At 75.0% G+C, this 20,780-nt stretch carries 21 protein-coding genes; 15 read left to right on the top strand and 6 right to left on the bottom strand.

Going from position 1 to position 20,780, the window contains the following annotated elements; all coding sequences use genetic code 11:
• Nucleotides 1-30 precede the first annotated feature (30 nt).
• Genes ACYX4T_RS11275 through ACYX4T_RS11260 form a run of 4 tightly spaced genes read left to right on the top strand, consistent with a single transcriptional unit; the run spans nt 31 to nt 3,389 of the window.
• On the top strand, nt 31-1,062 hold the full coding sequence (locus ACYX4T_RS11275) for a F0F1 ATP synthase subunit gamma (protein WP_476014609.1): 1,032 nt from the start codon (nt 31-33) through the stop codon (nt 1,060-1,062).
• 11 nt (nt 1,063-1,073) lie between these two features.
• Entirely contained in the window at nt 1,074-2,528 is a 1,455-nt protein-coding gene (gene atpD, locus ACYX4T_RS11270; protein WP_476014608.1) for a F0F1 ATP synthase subunit beta, read from the top strand.
• Entirely contained in the window at nt 2,528-2,926 is a 399-nt protein-coding gene (locus tag ACYX4T_RS11265; RefSeq protein ID WP_476014607.1) for a F0F1 ATP synthase subunit epsilon, read from the top strand. Before atpD ends, ACYX4T_RS11265 begins: the two co-directional genes overlap by 1 nt.
• Nucleotides 2,927-2,945: 19 nt before the next feature.
• Nucleotides 2,946-3,389, top strand: coding sequence for a DUF2550 domain-containing protein (locus ACYX4T_RS11260; RefSeq protein WP_476014606.1), 444 nt, complete (start codon nt 2,946-2,948; stop codon nt 3,387-3,389).
• On the opposite strand, the gene ACYX4T_RS11255 is transcribed toward ACYX4T_RS11260, so the two are convergent.
• Nucleotides 3,390-4,148, bottom strand: coding sequence for a FadR/GntR family transcriptional regulator (locus tag ACYX4T_RS11255; RefSeq protein WP_476014605.1), 759 nt, complete (start codon nt 4,146-4,148; stop codon nt 3,390-3,392).
• A 74-nt stretch (nt 4,149-4,222) separates the two neighbouring features.
• Between ACYX4T_RS11255 and ACYX4T_RS11250 the strand changes: the two genes are divergently transcribed.
• Genes ACYX4T_RS11250 through rutA form a run of 8 tightly spaced genes read left to right on the top strand, consistent with a single transcriptional unit; the run spans nt 4,223 to nt 12,317 of the window.
• Complete coding sequence (locus tag ACYX4T_RS11250) at nt 4,223-4,765, top strand: MaoC family dehydratase (RefSeq protein ID WP_476014604.1); 543 nt, start codon at nt 4,223-4,225, stop codon at nt 4,763-4,765.
• Nucleotides 4,762-5,970 carry a CaiB/BaiF CoA transferase family protein gene (locus ACYX4T_RS11245; RefSeq protein WP_476014603.1) on the top strand — a complete coding sequence of 403 codons (1,209 nt, stop codon included), beginning with the start codon at nt 4,762-4,764 and terminating at the stop codon, nt 5,968-5,970. Before ACYX4T_RS11250 ends, ACYX4T_RS11245 begins: the two co-directional genes overlap by 4 nt.
• Nucleotides 5,970-7,133 (top strand): acyl-CoA dehydrogenase family protein, encoded by a 1,164-nt coding sequence (locus ACYX4T_RS11240; protein WP_476014602.1) that lies wholly within the window; start codon nt 5,970-5,972, stop codon nt 7,131-7,133. The genes ACYX4T_RS11245 and ACYX4T_RS11240 overlap by 1 nt, the downstream gene beginning before the upstream one ends.
• The gene (locus ACYX4T_RS11235; protein ID WP_476014601.1) at nt 7,130-7,333 is read left to right on the top strand and encodes a hypothetical protein; all 204 of its coding nucleotides are present in this window, start codon (nt 7,130-7,132) and stop codon (nt 7,331-7,333) included. Before ACYX4T_RS11240 ends, ACYX4T_RS11235 begins: the two co-directional genes overlap by 4 nt.
• A complete protein-coding gene (locus ACYX4T_RS11230) occupies nt 7,330-8,760 on the top strand; it encodes an amidase (protein ID WP_476014600.1) in 1,431 nt (476 codons plus the stop codon). The genes ACYX4T_RS11235 and ACYX4T_RS11230 overlap by 4 nt, the downstream gene beginning before the upstream one ends.
• A gap of 53 nt (nt 8,761-8,813) precedes the next feature.
• A complete protein-coding gene (locus ACYX4T_RS11225) occupies nt 8,814-10,211 on the top strand; it encodes an MmgE/PrpD family protein (RefSeq protein WP_476014599.1) in 1,398 nt (465 codons plus the stop codon).
• The gene (locus tag ACYX4T_RS11220) at nt 10,198-11,241 is read left to right on the top strand and encodes an LLM class flavin-dependent oxidoreductase (protein ID WP_476014598.1); all 1,044 of its coding nucleotides are present in this window, start codon (nt 10,198-10,200) and stop codon (nt 11,239-11,241) included. The genes ACYX4T_RS11225 and ACYX4T_RS11220 overlap by 14 nt, the downstream gene beginning before the upstream one ends.
• Before the next feature lie 23 nt (nt 11,242-11,264).
• Entirely contained in the window at nt 11,265-12,317 is a 1,053-nt protein-coding gene (rutA, locus tag ACYX4T_RS11215) for a pyrimidine utilization protein A (RefSeq protein WP_476014597.1), read from the top strand.
• Nucleotides 12,318-12,366: 49 nt separating this feature from the next.
• Here rutA and ACYX4T_RS11210 read toward each other — a convergent pair whose 3' ends face one another.
• Together ACYX4T_RS11210 and ACYX4T_RS11205 are read right to left on the bottom strand one after the other, a co-directional pair.
• The gene (locus ACYX4T_RS11210; protein WP_476014596.1) at nt 12,367-12,876 is read right to left on the bottom strand and encodes a hypothetical protein; all 510 of its coding nucleotides are present in this window, start codon (nt 12,874-12,876) and stop codon (nt 12,367-12,369) included.
• Nucleotides 12,877-12,907: 31 nt separating this feature from the next.
• Nucleotides 12,908-14,221, bottom strand: a complete 1,314-nt coding sequence (locus ACYX4T_RS11205; RefSeq protein ID WP_476014595.1) for a D-arabinono-1,4-lactone oxidase — start codon at nt 14,219-14,221, stop codon at nt 12,908-12,910.
• A gap of 23 nt (nt 14,222-14,244) precedes the next feature.
• On the opposite strand from ACYX4T_RS11205, the gene ACYX4T_RS11200 reads away from it, so the two are divergent.
• Nucleotides 14,245-15,462 (top strand): alanine racemase, encoded by a 1,218-nt coding sequence (locus tag ACYX4T_RS11200; RefSeq protein ID WP_476014594.1) that lies wholly within the window; start codon nt 14,245-14,247, stop codon nt 15,460-15,462.
• A gap of 54 nt (nt 15,463-15,516) precedes the next feature.
• On the opposite strand, the gene ACYX4T_RS11195 is transcribed toward ACYX4T_RS11200, so the two are convergent.
• Genes ACYX4T_RS11195 through ACYX4T_RS11185 form a run of 3 tightly spaced genes read right to left on the bottom strand, consistent with a single transcriptional unit; the run spans nt 15,517 to nt 18,532 of the window.
• Nucleotides 15,517-16,101 (bottom strand): cob(I)yrinic acid a,c-diamide adenosyltransferase, encoded by a 585-nt coding sequence (locus ACYX4T_RS11195; protein ID WP_476014593.1) that lies wholly within the window; start codon nt 16,099-16,101, stop codon nt 15,517-15,519.
• A gap of 9 nt (nt 16,102-16,110) precedes the next feature.
• The gene (locus ACYX4T_RS11190) at nt 16,111-17,508 is read right to left on the bottom strand and encodes a M14 family zinc carboxypeptidase (protein ID WP_476014592.1); all 1,398 of its coding nucleotides are present in this window, start codon (nt 17,506-17,508) and stop codon (nt 16,111-16,113) included.
• A 7-nt stretch (nt 17,509-17,515) separates the two neighbouring features.
• Nucleotides 17,516-18,532 carry an iron-siderophore ABC transporter substrate-binding protein gene (locus ACYX4T_RS11185; RefSeq protein WP_476014591.1) on the bottom strand — a complete coding sequence of 339 codons (1,017 nt, stop codon included), beginning with the start codon at nt 18,530-18,532 and terminating at the stop codon, nt 17,516-17,518.
• Nucleotides 18,533-18,643: 111 nt separating this feature from the next.
• On the opposite strand from ACYX4T_RS11185, the gene ACYX4T_RS11180 reads away from it, so the two are divergent.
• Together ACYX4T_RS11180 and ACYX4T_RS11175 are read left to right on the top strand one after the other, a co-directional pair.
• On the top strand, nt 18,644-19,699 hold the full coding sequence (locus tag ACYX4T_RS11180; protein WP_476014590.1) for a FecCD family ABC transporter permease: 1,056 nt from the start codon (nt 18,644-18,646) through the stop codon (nt 19,697-19,699).
• Nucleotides 19,696-20,757 (top strand): FecCD family ABC transporter permease, encoded by a 1,062-nt coding sequence (locus tag ACYX4T_RS11175; protein ID WP_476014589.1) that lies wholly within the window; start codon nt 19,696-19,698, stop codon nt 20,755-20,757. Before ACYX4T_RS11180 ends, ACYX4T_RS11175 begins: the two co-directional genes overlap by 4 nt.
• The last annotated feature ends 23 nt before the right edge of the window (nt 20,758-20,780 follow it).

Here is a 20,780-nt window from a genome sequence, read left to right as displayed (position 1 = left end):
TCGTCGCAGGGGTCGGGGAGCTAAGGCCCCATGCCCGCATCCCTCCGCGTCCTGCGACGGCGCATCCGGTCGACCAAGAACATCGCCCAGATCACCAAGGCGATGGAGATGGTCGCGGCCTCGCGCATCGCGAAGGCGCAGGCACGCGTCCAGGCGGCGCGGCCGTACTCCGACGAGTTCACCCACGTGCTGACGACGGCCGCGAAGGCCGGCGCCAGCGACCACCCGCTGCTGGAGGCCCGCGAGGAGCCCAGCCGCGCGGGCGTCCTCGTGGTGACCAGCGACCGAGGCCTGTGCGGCGGCTACAACGCCAACGTGCTGCGCGAGGCCGAGCGCGTCATGCGCGAGCTGTCCGACGAGGGCAAGGAGCCGTCGCTCTTCGTGATCGGCGGCAAGGGCGTGGCGTACTTCCGGTTCCGCAACCGCGAGATGTCGGGCCAGTGGACCGGCTTCTCCGAGGTGCCCGACTACGCGAACGCCGCGCACGCCGCCGACACGCTGACCGCCTGCTTCCTCGCCGGCGGCGACGCGACGGTGGGGTCCGACGAGTCGGCCGAGGCCGAGCCGGCCTCCGGCGGTGCCGGCGGCGGCGAGGGGTCGGGTCCCCCCAACTCGGGTGGACCCCAGTCGTTCACGCCGCCCGAGGAGGCGCACGGGCTCGCCGGGGTCGACGAGCTGCACGTGGTGTTCACCGAGTTCACCTCGGTCGCCAGCCAGCGCGTCGTCGGACGGCAGGTCGCCCCCCTCGAGCTGGAGGAGGAGTCGGCCGACGAGGACGGCTCCGCATCGGAGGAGCGCGGCCCGGAGTACGCCTTCGAGCCCGAGCCCGAGGTCCTCTTCGACGCGCTCATGCCCAAGTACATCCGCGCGCGGGTCTTCGCGGCGCTGCTCGACGCCGCGGCGTCCGAGTCGGCGGCCCGCCAGCGCGCCATGAAGGCGGCCACCGACAACGCCAACGACCTGGTCGACAACCTGACCCGCGAGGCGAACCAGGCACGCCAGGCCCAGATCACGCAGGAGATCAGCGAGATCGTTGGCGGCGCCAACGCCCTCGCCGAGTAGGGGAGCTGACGATGACCCAGTCCACCGCGCCGGCCGCGGGCACCGAGCAGAACGGCTCGCACGGTGCCGCCGGTCGCATCACCCGCATCCTCGGGCCCGTCGTCGACGTGGAGTTCCCGCGCGGCGAGGTGCCCGACCTCTTCACCGCGCTGACCATCGAGGTCACGCTCGGCGACAGCACCAAGAAGCTGACGCTCGAGGTGGCCCAGCACCTCGGTGACGGCCAGGTGCGCACGATCTCGATGCAGCCCACCGACGGCGTGGTGCGTGGCCAGGACGTCACCAACACCGGCGCGCCGATCTCGGTGCCGGTCGGCAACGTCGTCAAGGGCCACCTGTTCAACACCCTCGGCGACTGCCTCGACGAGCCGGGCTACGCCTCGGACGCCGAGCGCTGGGGCATCCACCGCGACCCGCCGCCGTTCGAGCAGCTCGAGGGCAAGACCGAGGTGCTCTGGACCGGCCTCAAGGTCGTCGACCTGCTCACCCCCTACGTGCAGGGCGGCAAGATCGGCCTGTTCGGCGGTGCGGGCGTCGGCAAGACCGTGCTCATCCAGGAGATGATCCAGCGCATCGCCCGCAACTTCGGTGGCACCTCGGTGTTCGCCGGCGTCGGGGAGCGCACCCGTGAGGGCAACGACCTCTGGGTCGAGCTCGGCGAGGCGGACGTCCTCAAGGACACCGCCCTCGTGTTCGGACAGATGGACGAGCCTCCGGGCACCCGCATGCGCGTCGCGCTGTCCGCGCTGACGATGGCGGAGTACTTCCGCGACGTGCAGGAGCAGGACGTGCTCCTGTTCATCGACAACATCTTCCGGTTCACGCAGGCCGGCCAGGAGGTCTCGACGCTGCTGGGCCGCATGCCCTCGGCGGTGGGCTACCAGCCGACCCTGGCCGACGAGATGGGCGAGCTGCAGGAGCGCATCACCTCGACGCGCGGCCGCTCGATCACCTCGATGCAGGCGATCTACGTGCCCGCCGACGACTACACCGACCCGGCGCCGGCCACCACGTTCGCCCACCTCGACGCCACCACCGAGCTGTCGCGGTCGGTGTTCGCCAAGGGCATCTTCCCGGCCGTGGACCCGCTGACCTCCACGTCGACGATCCTCGACGCGCAGTACGTCGGCGAGGACCACTACCGGGTCGCGCGCGAGGTCATCCGCATCCTGCAGCGCTACAACGACCTGCAGGACATCATCGCCATCCTCGGCATCGACGAGCTCTCCGAGGAGGACCGCCTCACCGTCGCCCGCGCGCGCCGGATCGAGCGCTTCCTCGGGCAGAACATGTACGCCGCCGAGCAGTTCACCGGCGAGCCCGGCTCGTTCGTGGACGTGAAGGACACCGTCGAGGCGTTCGACAAGATCACCAAGGGCGAGTACGACAACGCTCCCGAGCAGGCGTTCGCCATGAGCGGTGGTCTCGACGACGTCGAGGCGAACATCAAGAAGTACTCGTCCTGATGGCCGAGATGGAGGTCGCCATCGTCGGCGTCGAGAAGCGGCTGTGGTCGGGTCAGGCGAGCTTCGTCTCGGCCCGCACGGTCGAGGGCGACATCGGCCTGCTGCCGGGCCACGAGCCGATGATCGCGGCGCTGAACCAGGCCGGCGTGGTGCGCATCGACCCGACCGACTCCGAGCCGTTCCACGCCGCAGTGTTCGGGGGCTTCCTCTCGGTCACCGCGGAGTCGGTGACCGTCCTCGCCGAGCTCGCCGAGCTGGCGGACGACATCGACGTCGCCCAGGCCCGCGACGAGCTCCAGCAGGCCGAGGGCGGCGGCGACGACCACGACGACAAGGCCGCGGCCGCCGCGCGTGCCCGGGCCCGTCTCCGGGCCGCCGGCGAGAACCCGGACCGCTGAGGCAAGGCGAGCAGCACCGGTGAGCCCCGCGATGATCGCCGAGCTGGCGGCCATCGTGGTGCTCGCGGTGCTGCTCGTCGTCGGGATCCTGCTGCTGCGCCGCATCCGCATCCTGCGTCGCGGCGGCGTCGACGTGGCCCTGCGCGAGGCGCGGGCGCCCGGCGACCTGGGCGGCTGGCGCTCCGGGCTCGCCCGCTACCGCGGCGACGAGTTCCGCTGGTACCGCATCAGCGGGCTGCGCTCCGGGCCGAACGTGGTGCTCGACCGCACGCGGCTCGAGATCGTGGACCGCCGCGCGCCGCTGCCGGGGGAGATGCACCCGGCGAACAGCTCGGTGCTGTCGTGCCGCGACGGCGCGACGACCTGGGAGCTCGCGATCAGCGCCGACGCGCTGACCGGCTTCTCCTCGTGGCTGGAGTCCACCCCGCCGGGACGCTCGACGGGGTACCGGCAGGCGAGCTAGTCAGGTCCAGAAGCCGTCGCGCTCGTAGAGCCGGCGCAGCTCGACGAGGTGGTCGCGCATCGCCGCCTCGGCGTCGTCGGCGCGGCCCTCGGCGACGTGCTCGGCGATCTCGCGGTGGCAGGCGTCGACCTTGTCCCACTCGTGCGCCTCGACCCCCTCGCGGCGCAGGCGGGTGCGCAGCACGTCGTTCACCGGCTGGCCCATGAGCGTGAGCATGAGGTTGCCGGTGGCGATGAGCAGCGTGGTGTGGAAGTCGAGGTGCCCGACGAAGCCGCTGGGGTCGCGGGCGTCGCGGTGGGCGGCGGCCGCGTTGCGCACGGCCTCGACCGTCTCGGCGTCGGCGCGCTGCGCGGCGAGGCGGGCGGCGGCGGGCTCGAGCAGGAGGCGCGCCTCGAGCAGGTCGCTGACGTGCAGCTGCGGGGTCATGACGAGCACGCCGAGGGCGCTGCCGACGTCCTCGACGACGCGCGCCGGGTCCGGCTCGCTGACGAAGGTGCCGCCCTGGACGCCGCGGTGGGTCTCGACGAGGTGCTGGCTCGACAGCACCCGCAGCGCCTCGCGGGCCGTGCTGCGGCTGACCCCGAAGGCGCGCCCGAGCTCGCCCTCGTTCGGCAGGCGCGTGCCCGCCGGCAGCGTGCCGGCGAGGATCTGGGTGCGGAGCTCGTCGGCGACCTGCCGGTACGCCGGCCGCACGCGCTGCACCCGCAGGTGGGGGACGGGCGCCGTCGCCGGCGTCGCGGCGGGCGGCTGCGAGGGCACGGCGTCAGCGTAGACGGTCGCGGGGACGGATCGGGTCCTTGTGGCGGGATACGTCAGACCTTTAGCGTCCCCGTATGGCCGTCGTCGCGGGCTGGCAGGGCCGCTTCTTCGAGGACTTCACCGCCGGGGACGTCTACCAGCACCCGCTGGGGCGGACGATCACCGAGACGGACAACACCTGGTTCACGCTGCTGACGATGAACACGAACCAGGCGCACTTCAACGCCCAGGTCGGCGCGGACTCGGAGTTCGGCCGGATGATCGTGGCGTCGCCGCTGACGATCTCGATCGTGCTCGGGCAGTCGGTGTCGGACACCAGCCAGAACGCGTTCGCGAACCTCGGCATCGACGAGCTGCGCCTGACGAGCCCGGTGTTCGCGGGCGACACGCTCTGGTCGGAGTCGCTGGTGCTGGAGACGCGGGAGTCGCGCAGCCGCCCGGACGCCGGGATCGTGCGCGTGCGCAGCCGCGGGCTCAACCAGGACGGCGTCGAGGTGCTGACGTTCAAGCGCGCCTTCTACGTCCACCGCCGGGACGCCCCGCGGGCCGCCTCGCACTTCCCGCAGGCCGCGGTGCCGCTCTCGCTGGAGAACGAGTCGCCGGAGAACGGGCAGTGAGGCCCCTCGAGGACGTCCGCATCGTCTCGCTCGAGCAGTACGGCGCCGGGCCGTTCGGCTCGATGCACCTCGCCGAGCTGGGCGCGGAGATCATCAAGATCGAGGACCCGACGTCGGGCGGCGACGTCGGGCGCTACGTCCCGCCGTACGCGCAGGACGGCGACTCGCTGTTCTTCGAGTCGTTCAACAAGGACAAGTCGTCGGTGCTGCTCGACATCCGCACCCCGGCCGGGCGCGAGGTGTTCCACGACCTCGTGCGCAGCGCCGACGCCGTCTACTCGAACCTGCGCGGTGACGTGCCGGCGAAGCTCGGCATCCGCTACGACGACCTCAAGGACGTCAACCCGCGCATCGTCTGCTGCTCGCTGACCGGCTTCGGGATGACCGGGCCGCGCGCCGGCGAGCCCGGCTACGACTACGTGCTCCAGGCGCTCGGCGGCTGGATGTCGCTGACGGGGGAGCCGGGCGGGGCGCCGCAGAAGGCGGGGCTCTCGCTCGTGGACTACAGCGGCGGGTTCGTCGCGGCGATCGCGCTGCTCGCCGGCATCCACGCCGCGCGGCGCGACGGCGTCGGCACCGACTGCGACCTCTCGCTCTACGACACCGCGGTCAGCCTGCTGACCTACCCGGCGACGTGGCACCTCACCGAGGGCTACACGCCGGCCCGCACGCACCACTCCGCGCACCCCTCGCTCGTGCCCTTCCAGGCGTTCGAGGCGGCGGACGGGTGGCTGGTCGTCGGGTGCGCGAAGGAGAAGTTCTGGCAGCGGCTCACGGTCGTGCTCGAGGCGCCGGACCTCGCGACCGACCCCCGCTTCGTCACCTTCCGCGACCGCGACCGGCACCGCGACGTGCTGGTCCCGCTGCTCGAGGAGCTGTTCCGCGCCCGGGACGTCGCCACCTGGATCGCGGCCATGACGGCCGCGGGCATCCCGTGCGCGCCGATCCACGAGGTCGGCGAGGCGCTCGCCGACGAGCACACCCTCGCCCGCGGTCTCGTCGCCGAGACCGAGCACGCGCACTGGGGCACGGTGCGGTCGCTGCGCTCGCCGGTGCGCGTCGGCCCGCCCGGCGACGACACCCGGGCCGTCCGCGGGGGCCCGGCGATGGGCGAGCACACCGAGTCCGTGCTGCGCGGGATCGGCTACGACGACGAGCGCCTGGCCGCCCTGCGGGCCGCGGGCGCGTTCGGGGAGGACCCCTGATGGACTTCCGGCTCAGCGACGAGCAGCGGCTCTTCCGCGACACGCTGCGGTCGTTCGTGGACCGCGAGATCGTGCCGGTCGCGCGCGACTGGGAGCACGAGGGCCGCTACCCGACCGAGATCGTCGAGGGCATGAGGAAGCTGGGCCTGTTCGGCCTGGCCGTGCCCGAGCAGTGGGGCGGGCTCGAGGCCGACACCGTGTCGTTCGCGCTGACGTTCGAGGAGATCTCGCGCGGCTGGATGGGCATCGCCGGCATCCTCGGCAGCCACGCGGTGTCGTGCTGGATGATCGCCCGCCACGGCACCGAGGAGCAGAAGCAGCGGTACCTGCCCGAGCTCGCGACGGGGGAGCGGCGCACCGCGATCGCGCTCACCGAGCCGGGCGCGGGCACCGACCTGCAGAGCATCACCACCACGGCCACGCGGGACGGGGACGAGTACGTCGTCCGCGGCACCAAGATGTGGATCACGAACGCGCGGCACGCCGACCCGCTGCCGGTGCTCGTGAAGACCGACCCCACCGCGACGCCGCCGCACCGCGGCATGAGCATGCTGCTCGTCGAGGCCGGCGCGCCGGGCCTCGAGATCACCAAGGACATGGGCAAGCTCGGCTACAAGGGCACCGAGTCGTGCGAGGTGGTGCTCGACGACGTGCGGGTGCCGGCGTCGCAGCTGCTCGGCGGGGTCGAGGGCCGCGGGCTGCAGCAGGCGCTGTCGTCGCTGGAGACGGGGCGGGTCAACATCGCGGCGCGCTCGGTGGGGATCGCCCAGCGGGCCTACGAGGAGGCGCTGTCCTACGCGCGCGAGCGCACCGCGTTCGGGCAGTCGATCGGCGACTTCCAGGCCGTGCAGCTACGCCTGTCGGCCATCGCCGTGAAGCTGCAGGCGGCGCGCCTGATGACCTACTGGGCGGCCTCGCGCATGGACGAGGGCGTGCGCATGGACACCGAGTCGGGCATGGCGAAGATCTTCGCGTCGGACGCGGCGCTGGAGTGCGCCACCGACGCGATGCGCATCCACGGCGGCTACGGCTACTCGACGGAGTTCGAGGTCGAGCGGCTCTACCGCGACGCCCCGCTGATGTCGATCGGCGAGGGCACCAACGACATGCTCGGCACGGTCGTCGCGCGGTCTCTGCTCGCGGGGAAGGCGACCATCGGGTGAGCGAGCAGGACGTCCCGAGCCCCGGTGAGCTGGCCGCGCTCGCCGCGCGGCTCGGCTACTCGGTCGACGAGGAGACGGTCGCGGCGCTGCGGGCGGCCGTGGTGGGCGCCGAGAGCGCGGTCGCCCGGCTGCGCGCCCGCCCCCTGCCCGCCGACGGCGCCGCCGACCCGGCGCACGGGGACGCCTGGGTGCGCCCGTGACCCCGCCCGCGACCCCGGCCCTGACCCGGGACGTCACCGACCTCCTCGCCGCGTACGCCGCCGGCGACACGACGCCGGTCGAGGCCGTCGACGCGGCCCTGCGCGACCTGGAGAAGGCCCACGCGGCCTACAACTGCACGATCCGCCTCCTCGACGAGCGCGCCCGCGCCGCCGCCGCCGCGTCCGCCCGGCGCTGGGCCGACGGCACCGCGCGCCCGCTCGAGGGCGTGCCGTTCGGGGTCAAGGACGTCATCGACGTGGCGGGCGTGCCGACGACGCTCGGCTCCTGGAGCAGGGGCAGGGACGGCGACACCCCCGCCACGGCCTCCGCCACCGTCGTGCGCCGGCTCGAGGAGGCCGGCGCGATCCCGGTCAGCAAGGACGCGACCACCGAGTTCGCCGTCGGCGGGCCGCACCCGCCGCGCTTCGGTCCCGTGCGCAACCCCTGGGACCCCGAGCGCTGGGCCGGCGGCTCGTCGACCGGCTCGGCGGCCGCCGTCGCCGCCCGCGCCGTGCCGTGCGCGCTCGGCACCGACGTCGGCGGGTCGGTGCGCCTGCCCTCGGCGTGGTGCGGGCTCACCGGGCTCAAGCCGACCGCCGGCGCGATCCCGCGCACCGGCGTCTTCCCGCTGTCCTGGACCACCGAGACCGTCGGCCCGATCGCGCGCAGCGCGCGCGACGCCGAGCGCCTCTTCGCGGTCCTGCGCGGCCCCGACGGTGCCGATCCCCGGAGCACGTCGCTGCCCCCGTTCGAGGTCCCGGCGCGCCCCGACCTCGCCGGCCTGCGCGTCGCCGTGCCCGGCGGCGCGTTCACCGAGCTCTGCGACGCGGCGGTGCGCGCGGGCGTCGCGCACCTCGTCGACGAGCTCGTCGCCGCCGGCGCGGAGGTCGTGTCCGGCGAGGTGCCCTCGGCGGGCGACGCGCTGCCGATCGGCTACCAGATCGTGTTCACCGAGGCGGCCACGCTCCACCGTCCCGATCCCGGTGTCGACGCCGACCGCTGGGACACCTACGACCCGGTCGTCGTGCGGCGCATCAGCCAGGGCATCGTCACCCCGGCCGTCGACTACCTGCGGGCGCTGCAGTTCCGCGTCGAGCTGCAGCGGGAGCTGGACGCGGTGTTCGCCGGCGCGGACCTGATGATCGTGCCGACGTGCCCGTCGACCGCGCCCCGGCTGCCCGACGGCACCGTCGTCGTCGACGGCGAGGAGTTCCCGCTCTACGCCGCCCAGTCGCGCTCGACGATGCTCGGCAACCTCACCGGCGCGCCCGGCCTGGCGGTGCCGACGGGCCTCGCGCCCGACGGTTGCCCGGTGTCGGCGCAGCTCGTCGCCCCGCCGCACCGCGAGGCGACCGCGCTGTGGGCGGCGCGCGTGTTCCAGGAGCGCACCGACCACCACCGGCAGGCACCCCCTTCCGCGTCCTAAACGTCTGACGTATGGTCCTGTGAGGCCGGTCACCGATCGAGAGGCTGCGTGTCGTGTCGCTGGAGAGCCCCACCCGCACGACGGCCGCGGGCCGGGTCGCGGAGTTCGCCGCGGCGCTGCACCCCGCGGACGTGCCGGACGAGGTCCTCGAGCGGGCGCGCCACCTCGTGCTCGACGCCGTGGGGCTGGCCTTCGCCTCCACCGCCTACCCCTTCGCCGGCGTCGCCCGGGACGCGCTGACCACCTTCGGCTCCGGCGCCCACCCGGTGCTCGGCATGCCCGACCGGCTCGCCCCGCGCGACGCCGCCGTGCTGGGCGGCGTGCTCGTGCACGGCATGGACTTCGACGACACCCACATCCCGGCCGTCACCCACGTGTCCGCGGCCGCGCTGCCGGCGGCGATCTCGGCCGCGACGGTGGCGGGGGCGAGCACGCGCGAGCTGCTCGCGGCGTACGTGCTCGGTGTGGAGGTCTCGGCGCGCGTCGGGATCGGCGGGGCCGGCGGGTTCCACGACGTCGGCTTCCACCCCACCGCCGTCGCCGGGGCGTTCGGGGCCGCGGTGGCCGCCGGGAAGCTCACGGGGCTGGACGCCACGGGGCTCGCGGCCGCGCAGGGCGTCGTCGGCTCGATGGCGGCGGGCCTGCTGGAGTTCCTCGAGGACGGGTCGTGGACCAAGCGCCTCCACCCGGGCTGGGCGGCGATGTCCGGGCTGACCGCGGCGGCGTTCGCCCGCGCGGGCTGGACCGGGCCGGCGGCGGTGTACGAGGGCCGCTTCGGGCTCTACGCCACCCACCTCAGCGGGCGGGAGACCCACCCGGAGGCGGTGACCGAGGGCCTCGGCAAGCGGTGGGAGCTGCTGCGCACCGCGGTGAAGCCCTACCCGATCTGCCACTTCAACCACGCCTTCGCCGACGCGGCGCTCCTCCTGCGCGCCGAGCACGGCATGCGCGCGCAGGACGTGCGAGCGGTCCGCTGCGCGATCCACCCCGTGCCCGGCAAGGTCGTCTGCCAGCCGCCGGAGAACAAGTGGGCGCCGCGCGACGAGTACGACGCCAAGTTCAGCCTCCCGTACACCGTGGCCGCGGCGCTGGTGCGCGGGCGGTTCACGCTGGCCGAGCTCTCCGACGAGGCGCTGGCCGACCGGGAGATCCTGGCGCTGGCCCGCCGCGTCGAGGTCGTCGACGACCACGAGGGCCGGTTCCCCGCGGCCTACTCCGGGCGCGTGGAGATCGAGCTCGCCGACGGCCGGGTGGTCGCCCACCGCGAGCAGGTCAACCGCGGGCACGAGGAGCGCCCGCTGACCAACGCGGAGATCGTCGCCAAGTACACCGACACCATCGGCCGGGTCGCCGACGCCGCCACGGCCGAGCGGGTGCGGGACGCGGTGCTGTCGCTGGGCGACGACCGGCCGGCCGCGGAGTTCGCGGAGGCGTGCCGTGACCAGCGCTGACGGGGTGAAGGCGGGCGTCTTCCTGACCCACCAGCAGCCGCCCGGCCGCGACCCGCTCGTCGCCCTCGACGAGCAGCTCTCGCTGGTGCGCACCGCGCGCGACGCCGGCCTGGACTCCGTGTTCGCCGGGCAGCACCACCTCGCCGAGTCGATGGCGCACATCCAGCCGCTGCCCTGGCTCGCGCGGCTGGCCGCCGACGCGGGCGACATGACCATCGGCACCGGCATCCACCTGCTCGCCCTGCACAACCCCGTCGACACCGCCGAGGCCTACGCCGGGCTCGACGTCGTCTGCGGCGGGCGCTCGGTGTTCGGGGTGGGCCTGGGCTACCGGCAGGTCGAGTACGACGCGTTCGGGGTGCCGCCGGACCAGAAGGTCCACCGGTTCACCGAGAACCTGCGGATCGTCGAGGCGCTGTGGCGCGGGGAGGCCGTCACCGCCGACCTGCCCTGGACCCGCCTCGACGACGTCCGCGCCACGTTCCTCCCCGCGGCCCAGCCGGGGCCCCCGATCTGGATGGCGGCGAACTCCGACGGCGCGGTGCGGCGGGCGGCGCGGCTCGCGGACACCTGGATGATCAACCCGCACGCCACGCGGGCCACCGTCGCCCGGCAGCTCGAGCTGTTCCACGCGGAGCGGGCGGCGGCCGGCCGCCCGCCGGTGACCGAGCTCCCGCTCATCCGCGAGGTGTTCTGCGCCCCGACGCGCGAGCAGGCCCTCGAGCTGGCGATGCCGCACCTGGCCCGGAAGTACGAGGTCTACGCCGACTGGGGCCAGGACCGTGTCATGCCCGGGACGGAGTCGTTCCGGGTCGGTTACGACGACCTCGCCCACGACCGGTTCGTGGTGGGGTCTCCGGAGGACTGCACCGCGGCACTCCTCCCGTGGCGCGACGAGCTCGGCGTCGACCACTTCGTGTTCCGCACCGACTGGGCCGGCATGCCGGTGCGGGCGGCGCGGACGTCCCTCGACCTCCTCGCCCGCGAGGTGGTCCCGGCGCTGCGCGCGCTCCCTCTCCCCGTCTCCTGACCCCGCAGGAAGGTGGTCCCGAAGTGGACTTCGGCGTCTTCATCCCGATCGGCAACAACGGCTGGCTCATCTCCGAGAACTCGCCGCAGTACATGCCGACCTGGGACCTCAACCGCAACGTCGTGCAGGAGGCGGAGCGCCAGGGCTTCGCGTTCGCGCTGTCGATGATCAAGCTGCGGGGCTTCGGCGGGAAGACGGAGTTCTGGGACCACAACCTCGAGTCGTTCACGCTGATGGCGGGCCTGGCCGCGGTCACCGACCGGATCAAGCTCTACGCCTCGACGGCGGTCCTCACCCTGCCGCCGGCCCTCGTCGCGCGGATGGCGACGACCATCGACCAGATCGCGCCGGGACGCTTCGGTGTCAACATCGTCTCGGGCTGGGCGAAGAACGAGTACGAGCAGATGGGCCTGTGGCCGGGCGACGAGTACTTCGGCTACCGCTACGACTACTCCACCGAGTACGTGAAGGTCCTGCGCGACCTGTGGGAGACCGGCCGCTGCGACCTCGACGGCCAGTACTTCCAGATGGACGACTGCGTGCTCTCCCCGCGGCCGCAGGGCAAGGTCGACGTCGTGTGCGCCGGGCAGTCGGAGCGCGGCATGCGGTTCTGCGCCGAGTACGGCGACTACAACTTCATCCTCTCGCCGGGGGTCAACGACCCCGAGGTCTACCGCCAGCCCACCGAGAAGCTCGCCTCGTTCGCCAAGGAGAGCGGCCGCGACGTGCGGTCGCTGCCGCTGTTCATGGCGATCATGGCCGAGACCGACGAGGAGGCCCAGGCGAAGTGGCGCTCCTACAACGAGGGGGCCGACGCCGCCGCGCTGGGCTACATGTCCGACGAGGGCAGCCAGGACAAGACCGCCGACGGCTCGGGCACGGCGCGGACGATCAACCTCCCCGAGGGCGCGGTCAACTTCAACATGGCCACGCTCGTCGGGTCGTACGAGACGGTGGCGCGGCAGGTCGACGAGGTCGCGAAGATGCCCGGCGTCGCCGGGATGATGTTCACGTTCGACGACTTCGAGCAGGGCGTGCACGACTTCGGCACGAAGGTGAAGCCGCTGCTCGGCTAGGTCTCCCGGTGGCGGACCCCGTGCCCCTCGCGGGGTCCGCCGCCGGGGTTCACGCGTCCGTGCGGGCCCGCTCGACCGCCGCCGCCAGGGCCGTGCGGAACGTCGCGACCTCCGGGGCGTTGCCGGTCGGGATGTGCCGCGTCGTGCGGCGCGGCGGCCCGCCGACCGGGGTGCTCGCGAGCGAGAGCACGCCCTGGGCGTGGGCGCCGAGGGTCCGTGTGCGCTTCTCGGCGGGCGGGTCGACGAGCTCGAGCTGGTCGAGGCGGTGGAAGCTCACGCGCGCGGCGGGGTCGACGCGGTCGTAGCGGTCGTCGTGCCCCTGGCGGTAGGCGATGACCAGCAGCGTCGGGCTCAGCAGCATCTCGGTGGTGTGGTGCTCGACGCGCGGCCCGGAGCTGAGCCGCTCGTGGGTGTCCTCGTCGGTCCGCAGGCCGTGGGTCACGCCGTCGAGCGGGTCCTCGTCGAGCCCGCGCTTCGCGCCCTGCGCGCGGATGAACGCCGTGGTGGCGGCGGGCAGGTCGTCGACCGTGATCGCCCCGGTCAGCAGGTTGCGGGCCACCGTTCCACCGTGGTCGAGCGCGGCGGAGCGGTCAACGCTCGCAGACCGGTCCGAGGACGTGCTCGAGGTGCGGGTTGGTGAACAGCCCGCCGGGGTCGACCTCGCGGCGCACGCGGCGGACGTCGTCGAACCGCGGGTAGCGCTGCGCGAGGGCCGCGGCGTCGAGGTGGTGCTCCTTGCCCCAGTGCGGGCGCCCGCCGGCGGCGGCCGCCACCTCGCCGAACGCCGCGAAGTACTCCGCGCGGGGCGCGCCGACGTACTGGTGGATCGCGACGTAGGCGGTGTCGCGGCCGTGGGCGGTGGAGAGCCACACGTCGTCCGCCGCGGCCACCCGCACCTCGACGGGGAAGAGCACCGGGTGCTCGAGGCGCGGGACGAGCCGGCGCAGGTCGTCGAGCACCGCCGCGAGCCGCTCCCGGGGCACCGCCCACTCGGACTCGACGAAGCGCACGCGCCGGGTGGTGGCGAACACGCGGTGCGAGCGGTCGCCGTACTCGCGCGCCGACAGCACCCGTGCCGCGACACGGCCGAGCGGGACCGCGGTGCGGGGCAGCGCCCGGCCCACGCGGCACAGGGTCCCGAACGCCGCGTTCTCTCCCACGTCGTACTCGAGGAACCGCCGGGCGGCCGACAGCGGGGCCGGAGCCTCGCCGACCGGCACCCGCCGGTTCCGCTTCACCAGGGCCTGCGCGCCGTAGGGGAACCAGTAGAACTCGACGTGGTCCGCGCCCGTCAGGAGGCCGTGGAGGTCGGCGAGGACGTCGTCGAGGGGCTCGGGGCGCTCGACCGCGTGCAGCGCGAAGGCCGGCACGCACTGCAGGGTCAGGTGGGTGACGACGCCCAGCGCGCCCAGCCCCACGCGGGCCGCCTCGAAGAGCTCGTCGCCCGTCGAGCACGTGACGCGGGTCCCGTCGGCGAGCACGAGGTCGAGCGCGACGACCTGGGTCGCGAGGCCGCCCAGGCGCGCGCCGGTGCCGTGGGTGCCGGTGGCGACGGCACCGGAGACGGTCTGGGCGTCGATGTCGCCGAGGTTCGCCAGCGCCAGGCCGTGGGCGTCGAGCACGGCGTTGAGCGCCCGCAGTGTCGTGCCGGCGCGGACGCGCACCCGGCCGGTGACGGTGTCGAGCGCCTCGAGGCCCGTCCATCCCCGCAGGTCGAGCGCGTGGCCGTCGGTCGCGGCGAGGGGGGTGAACGAGTGCCCGCTGCCGCGGGGCCGCAGCGTCGCGCCCGCGGCGGCCGCGGCCCGCACCGCCGCCACGACGTCGTCGACGCTCTGCGGGAGGTGCACGCGGGCGGGCCGGGCGGCCACGGTGCCGGCCCAGTTGTGCCAGGTGCCGCCGCCCATCCCGGCACCGTAGCGTCCGGACCGTGATCCGCCGCCGTGGTCGCGCCACGCCGGCCGCCGCCACCCCAGCCGCCACCGCCCGCTGGGACCGCGCGACCGCCGACCTCGACCCGCCGTTCGCCGTCGTCGACCTCGCGGCGTTCGACGCCAACCTCGACGACCTGCTGGCCCGCGCCGACGGGCGCCCGATCCGGCTGGCGACGAAGTCGCTGCGCTGCCGCGCGCTGATCGGGCGCGCGCTCACCCGGCCCGAGGTCACCGGGCTGATGGCCTTCACGCTGCCCGAGGCCTCGTGGCTGGTCGCCGAGGGCACGAGCGACGACGTCCTCGTCGCCTACCCGACGGTCCACCGCGCCGCCCTGCGCGCGCTGGGTGCCGACGAGCGCGCCCGGGCCGCGGTCACGATCATGGTCGACAGCGTCGAGCACCTCGACCTCGTCGACGCCGTCCTCGGCCCCGGCCACCCCGAGCTGCGCGTGTGCCTCGAGCTCGACGCCGCGTGGCGCCCGCTGCCCGGCGTGCACGTGGGGGCGCGCCGCTCGCCGGTGCACACCGCCCGCGAGGCCGGGCGGCTCGCGCGGGCGATCACGGCGCGGCCGGGGTTCCGGCTGGTCGGTGTGATGGCCTACGAGGGGCAGATCGCCGGGGTGCCGGACGCGACGGGCGCGCGGGCGCGCGACGCGGTGGTGGGCTGGATGCAGCGGCGGTCGGCGCGCGAGCTGGCCGCCCGGCGGGGGGCGGCGGTGCGGGCCGTGCGCGCGGAGGCGGACCTCGCGTTCGTGAACGGCGGCGGCAGCGGCAGCGTCGAGTCGACGCGCGCCGACCCGTCGGTCACCGAGATCGCCGCCGGCTCGGCCCTCGTCGGCGCGACCCTCTTCGACCGCTACACCCGCCTGCACCCGCGGCCCGCGCTCGCCTACGCCCTGCCGGTGGTGCGCCGACCCGACGGGCGCACCGCGACCCTCGCCGGCGGCGGCTGGGTGGCCTCGGGGCCGGCCGCGGCGTCCCGGCTGCCCGCCCCGGTGCGCGACGACCTCGCGCTCACCGGCACCGAGGGCGCGGGGGAGGTGCAGACGCCGGTGCGGGGCTCACGCGTCCCGGCGCTCGGGGAGCGCGTGTGGATGCGCCACGCCAAGGCCGGCGAGCTCGCCGAGCACGTCACCGCCTACCACCTCGTCGACGGCGAGCGGGTCGTCGCGACCGTCCCGACCTACCGCGGCGAGGGAACGGCCGACGGCTGAGGCAGGGCCCGGCGCACCACGACCGACGGCGCGGTCGCTCGCCGTGCGCCGGGGTCAGTCCCGCTGCTCCTCCGGGCCGCCGGGGACCCAGAGGACGTCGCCGCCCGGGTTGGCGACCCGGCCGAGGATGAACAGCAGGTCCGAGAGCCGGTTGAGGTAGTGCGCCGGGAGGCGGCTGGTGCGGTCGGGGTCGGCGGCGACGACGGCCCAGGTGCTGCGCTCGGCCCGCCGGGTCACGGTGCGCGCCACGTGGAGGTACGCCGCGGCCGGGGTGCCGCCGGGCAGGATGAACGAGTCCAGCTTCGGCAGGTCGGCGTTGAACTCGTCGCACCAGCCCTCGAGCCGCTCGATCTGCCGCTCGGTGACGCGCAGCGGTGGATACTTGGGGTTCTCCACGATCGGTGTCGCCAGGTCCGCGCCGACGTCGAAGAGGTCGTTCTGGATCTGGCGCAGCGGCGCGACGATCGCCTCCGGCGGCTCGCCCACCGAGAGCGCGACGCCGATCGCGGCGTTCGCCTCCTCGGAGTCGGCGTAGGCCGAGAGCCGCGGGTCGGTCTTGGGCACGCGCGAGAAGTCCGAGAGACCGGTGGTCCCGTCGTCGCCGGTGCGCGTGTAGATCCGGGTCAGGTGAACGGCCACGGCGCCAGTCTAGGGAGCGACCGGGCCCGCGAGGTGGTCCGCGGCGGCGAGGACCGAGGCCGCCTGGACGGCGACGAGGTCGCGGATCGGGACGGTGTCGGCGGGGGTGCGCCCGGCCGCCTCGGCGCACCAGGCGGCGACGTGCTCGGCGAGCCCGGCGCGGGCGGCGCGGACCGCCGGGCGCACGTTGCCCAGCGCGATCTCGGCGTCGAGCGCGCGCAGCAGCATGCCGGCGTAGCGCAGCCGGGACATGTCGGTGATCTCCGCGAGCGAGGCCAGCTCGGCCACGGTGGCGGGCCGGTCGGGCTCGGCGGCGGCGCGGCGGGCGAGGTCGTCGGCGCTGCCGGCGAGGAACGGGGCGAAGAAGCGGGTCGCGCGCACGAACGGCGACTCGTGGACGGCCCCGTCCACGGCGTCGAGCGTGGCGCGCAGGGTGATGGCGAGCTCGCGCACCGCCGAGCCGGCCCCGGCGAGCAGCGCCGAGCGGCCGTGCCCGCTCGGGCTCCCGTCGCCCAGCCGGTCGTCGCGCCAGTACGGCACCTCGGTGACCAGCGTCAACGTCCCGTGGCGCGCGGCGTACGCGCCGGTGGAGTTGCCGCCGGTGAGCGAGCCCTGCTCCCCGGTGAGCTCGAGGTGGTCGTAGGCGTCGCGGATGTCGAGCGAGCGGTAGATGCCCTCGGCGAGCAGCGGGATCCACGGAGCCTCGGGCTCGCCGCGGTGCAGCGTGAGGCCCGCCTGCGCCGGGATCGCCTGCAGCAGCGGGTGCAGCGCGGGCTCGGGACGCGACAGGTAGTGGTAGACGCCGCCGACCTCCGCGTTGTGCAGCGAGGCCATGAGCGCCGGGCGGTGCTCGTCGACCAGGCGCATGAGCGCGAGCGTCTCGGGCAGCACCGCGTCGAACCAGGCGTCCTTGTGCGCGAGCGGGAAGCTCCACTCGATCTGCTCGTGCCCCGCCTGCCGGTAGAGGTGGCGCGCGTAGTGCTCGCGCGTGAACGGCCCGGCGAGCCACCCCTCGTTGAGGCGCAGCCCGTCCGGGTCGATGCACGGCACGACGTGCCAGACGAGCCCGAGCCGTGTACGCAGCGCGTCGTCCTCCGCGAGCCGCCGCGCGAGGTGCAGCGCGGTGAGCCCGCCGACCGGCTCGTTGGGGTGGGGCAGGCCGATGACCAGCGCGGACGGGGCGTCCCCGCCGTCACCGAGGGTCAGGGCCGTCAGCGGCTCGCCGAGCGCCGAGGTGCCGACACGGCGGTGCGTCACCACCCCGGGGTGCTCGGCCGCCAGCCGGGCGGAGGCCGCGGCGAGCTCGTCGGCGCTCGCCAGCGTCTCGCGGGGCGGGACGGCCGCCATCTCCGCGGCGAGCCACGGGGGCAGGGCCGGCCCGCGGGACAGGGTGTCAGGCGCGCTCACCACCCCGTCAGGGTGCCAGCGCTCCCGCGAAGAGCGGCACGGCGCGGTCGAGGGCCGCACGGGTGCCGGGGACGGAGCCCGAGGAGAACGCGTTGCTCGTGGTCGGGTCGTCGAGGACCACGAGGTTCCCGGCCTGCGCGGCGGGTGTCCGCGACAGCACGGGGTCGGTGCGGATCGCCTCGGCGGAGGCGTTGATCGGGAACACCACGGTGAGGTCGGCGGAGAGGAGGCCGACCTGCTCGCCGGAGAGGTTCACGTAGAACGACGACCCGTCCGCGAGCCGGTCGATCTCGGGCTTGGAGACGAAGCCGAGCTCCCGCATGAAGTCCACACGCTGGTCGCCGGGCACGTAGGCGCCCCACTGCCCGCCGAAGAACGCGCCGACGGCGACGGTGCTGCCGACGAACTCGGGGTGCGCCTGCCGCGCCTCGGTGAACTCCTGCTCGAGCGAGGCGATCTGGCGGGCGCCCTCGTCCGGCGTGCCCAGGGCCTGCGAGACCATCGTCATCTGCTGGCGCCACGTCGTGCCGTAGGAGGCCGTGAGCCCCGGCGGCGGCGCGATCGTGGGCGCGATCCGCGAGAGCGTGTCGTAGCGCTGCTGCTCGCCCGAGGAGCGCGTGTCGAGGATGAGGTCGGGCCGCAGCGCCGCGACGGCCTCGTAGTCGAGCTGGGTGGTCCCGAGGATCACCGGCGGGTTCTCGTAGCCCACCGACCACGGGCCGACCCCGGTGCCGCCGAAGCCCAGCCAGTCCGCGGCGCCGACCGGCTCGACGCCCAGGGCGAGGGCGGTCTCGGCGTCCGACCAGCCCAGCGCGACGACGCGCTGCGGCGGCTCCTCGACGGTCACCGGCCCGAACTTCGTCTCGATGGTGGCCGGGAACGCCCCGGTCGGGGGCCCGGCCGGGGCGCCGGTGGGAGCGCCGCCCCCGGCCGGTTCGCCGCCGCCACCCCCGCAGGCGGCGAGGACGAGCAGGACCGTGGCGCACGCCGCGAGGGCGAGTCGGCGGACGGATCGGGACAGCACGGGCACTCCAGGGGACGGGAGCGGGTACCTGAGGGTAGGCAACCCTAATGGTTAGGCTGCGCGGCGGCAGCAGGACCAGGAACCCGACAGGTGTTCGGAAGGGAGCGGCCGGTGGTCGCGGTGACATCGCCCGGGCGGAGCCCGTCCCGGCCTCGCTCCCGGCCGGCCGCGCGCGCCCTCGGTCTGGTGGCGCTCGCCGCCCTCGCGCTGTTCGTGCTCCTGCTCAGCGTCGGCATCGGCTCCCGCGACATCGGGCTCGCCCAGTCCTGGGCGTTGTTGTGGGGCGGCGGGTCCGGCGGGGATCTGGGCACCGAGGCGGCGATCGTCCGCGACCTGCGCGTCCCGCGCGGGCTGCTGGCGCTGCTCGTCGGGGCCGCGCTGGCCCTGTCCGGCGCGGTGATGCAGGGGCTGTCCCGCAACCCGCTCGCCGACCCGGGGCTGCTGGGGGTCAACGCCGGGGCCTCGGCCGCGGTCGTCCTGGCCATCGGCGTGTTCGGCGTCGGCACCGTCTCCGGGTACGTGTGGTTCGCCCTGGCCGGCGCCGGGGCGGCGATGGCGGCGGTACACGTGCTCGGCGCGACGGGGCGCTCCTCGGGCACCCCGGACCGGCTGATCCTCGCCGGGGCGGCGATCACCGCGATGCTCGTCGCGCTCGTCAACGCCGCGCTCGTGCTCTCGCCCCGCACCTTCGACGCCTTCCGCTTCTGGAACCTCGGGTCACTCTCGGGCCGCCGCTGGGACGTGCTCCTCGCCGTCGCCCCCTTCATCGCCGTCGGCGTGGTGGCCGCGCTGGTCCTCGCGCGCGCCCTGGACGCGCTCGCGCTCGGCGACCGGTCCGGCGCCGCGCTGGGGCTCGACGTCGAGCGCACCCGGCTGGTCGCGGGCGGGGTGGCCACCGTGCTGGCCGGGGCGGCGACGGCGGCCGCCGGCCCGGTGGCCTTCCTGGGGCTGGCCGCCCCCCACGCCGTCCGGTTCGTCGTCGGGCCGGGTCACCGGTGGCTGCTGCCCTACAGCGCGCTGCTCGGGGCGGTCGTGCTGCTCGTCGCCGACGTCGTCGGCCGCGTCCTCGCCTTCCCCGGCGAGATCCAGGTCGGGGTCACGACGGCCGTGCTCGGGGTGCCCGTCTTCGTCCTGCTCTGCCGCCGGCGTCGGCTGGTGAACCTGTGACCGCGCGGGAGGCGGCGCCGGTCACCGGGCGCCTCGTGCGCCTGGCCGGCGGGCGCCTCGCCCTGCGGGTCGCCCCGCGCTCGGTGGCCGTCGGGGTCGTCGCTGCGGGCGTCGTCCTCGTCGGGGCGCTGCTCGCGCTGACGACGGGGGAGTTCCCGCTGACCCTGACCGAGGTGGGCGAGACCCTGGTCGGGCAGGGGAGCCGGGCCACGGAGTTCATCGTGCTCTCGCTGCGCCTGCCGCGCCTGCTGCTGGCGGTCATGGTGGGCGCCGCGCTCGCGGTGAGCGGCGCGGTGCTGCAGAGCCTGTCGAACAACGCACTGGGCAGCCCCGACGTCATCGGCTTCACCACCGGGGCCTCGACGGGCGCGCTCGTCGCCATCGTCGTCCTGGGCGCGTCGACGCTCGGCGTGTCGGTCGGGGCCCTGCTCGGCGGGCTCGTCACCGCGCTGGTCGTCGTCACGCTCGCGGCCGGGCGGGGGACGCAGGGTCTGCGCCTCGTGCTCATCGGGATCGGTGTCGGCGCGATGCTCACGGCCGTCAACAGCTGGCTGATCACCACGGCCGTGCTGCAGACCGCCGTCGACGCGCAGTCCTGGCTGCTCGGCGACCTGTCCAACCGCGGCTGGCCCCAGGTGCTCGCGCTCGCGGGGGCGGCCGCGGTGCTGCTGCCCGTGGTGCTCGGCAGCGGGCGGCGCCTCGCCCTGCTCGAGCTCGGTGACCGCCCTGCCGGCGCGCTCGGCGTCCCCACGGCCCGCGCCCGCAGCATCCTGCTGCTGGCCTCGGTCGGCCTGGCCGCCGCCGCGACCGCCGCCGCCGGACCGATCCCGTTCGTCGCCCTCGCGGCCCCCCAGATCGCCCGGCGCCTGTGCCGCGCCGCCGCTCCCGTCCTCGTGCCCAGCGCGCTGCTCGGGGCGGCCCTGCTGGTGGTGAGCGACCTCGCCGTGACCCGCCTCTTCGCCCCGACACCCCTGCCGGTCGGCGTCGCGACCGGCCTGCTCGGTGGGCTCTACCTCGTCGCGCTGCTGGTGCGGCTGTGGCGGGGGCACCCGGCATGACCCCGACCCCGACCCCGGCCCCG

The organism is Actinomycetospora sp. ABD4_176 (assembly GCF_056311855.1).
This window is presented reverse-complemented; position numbering and strand designations above follow the sequence as displayed.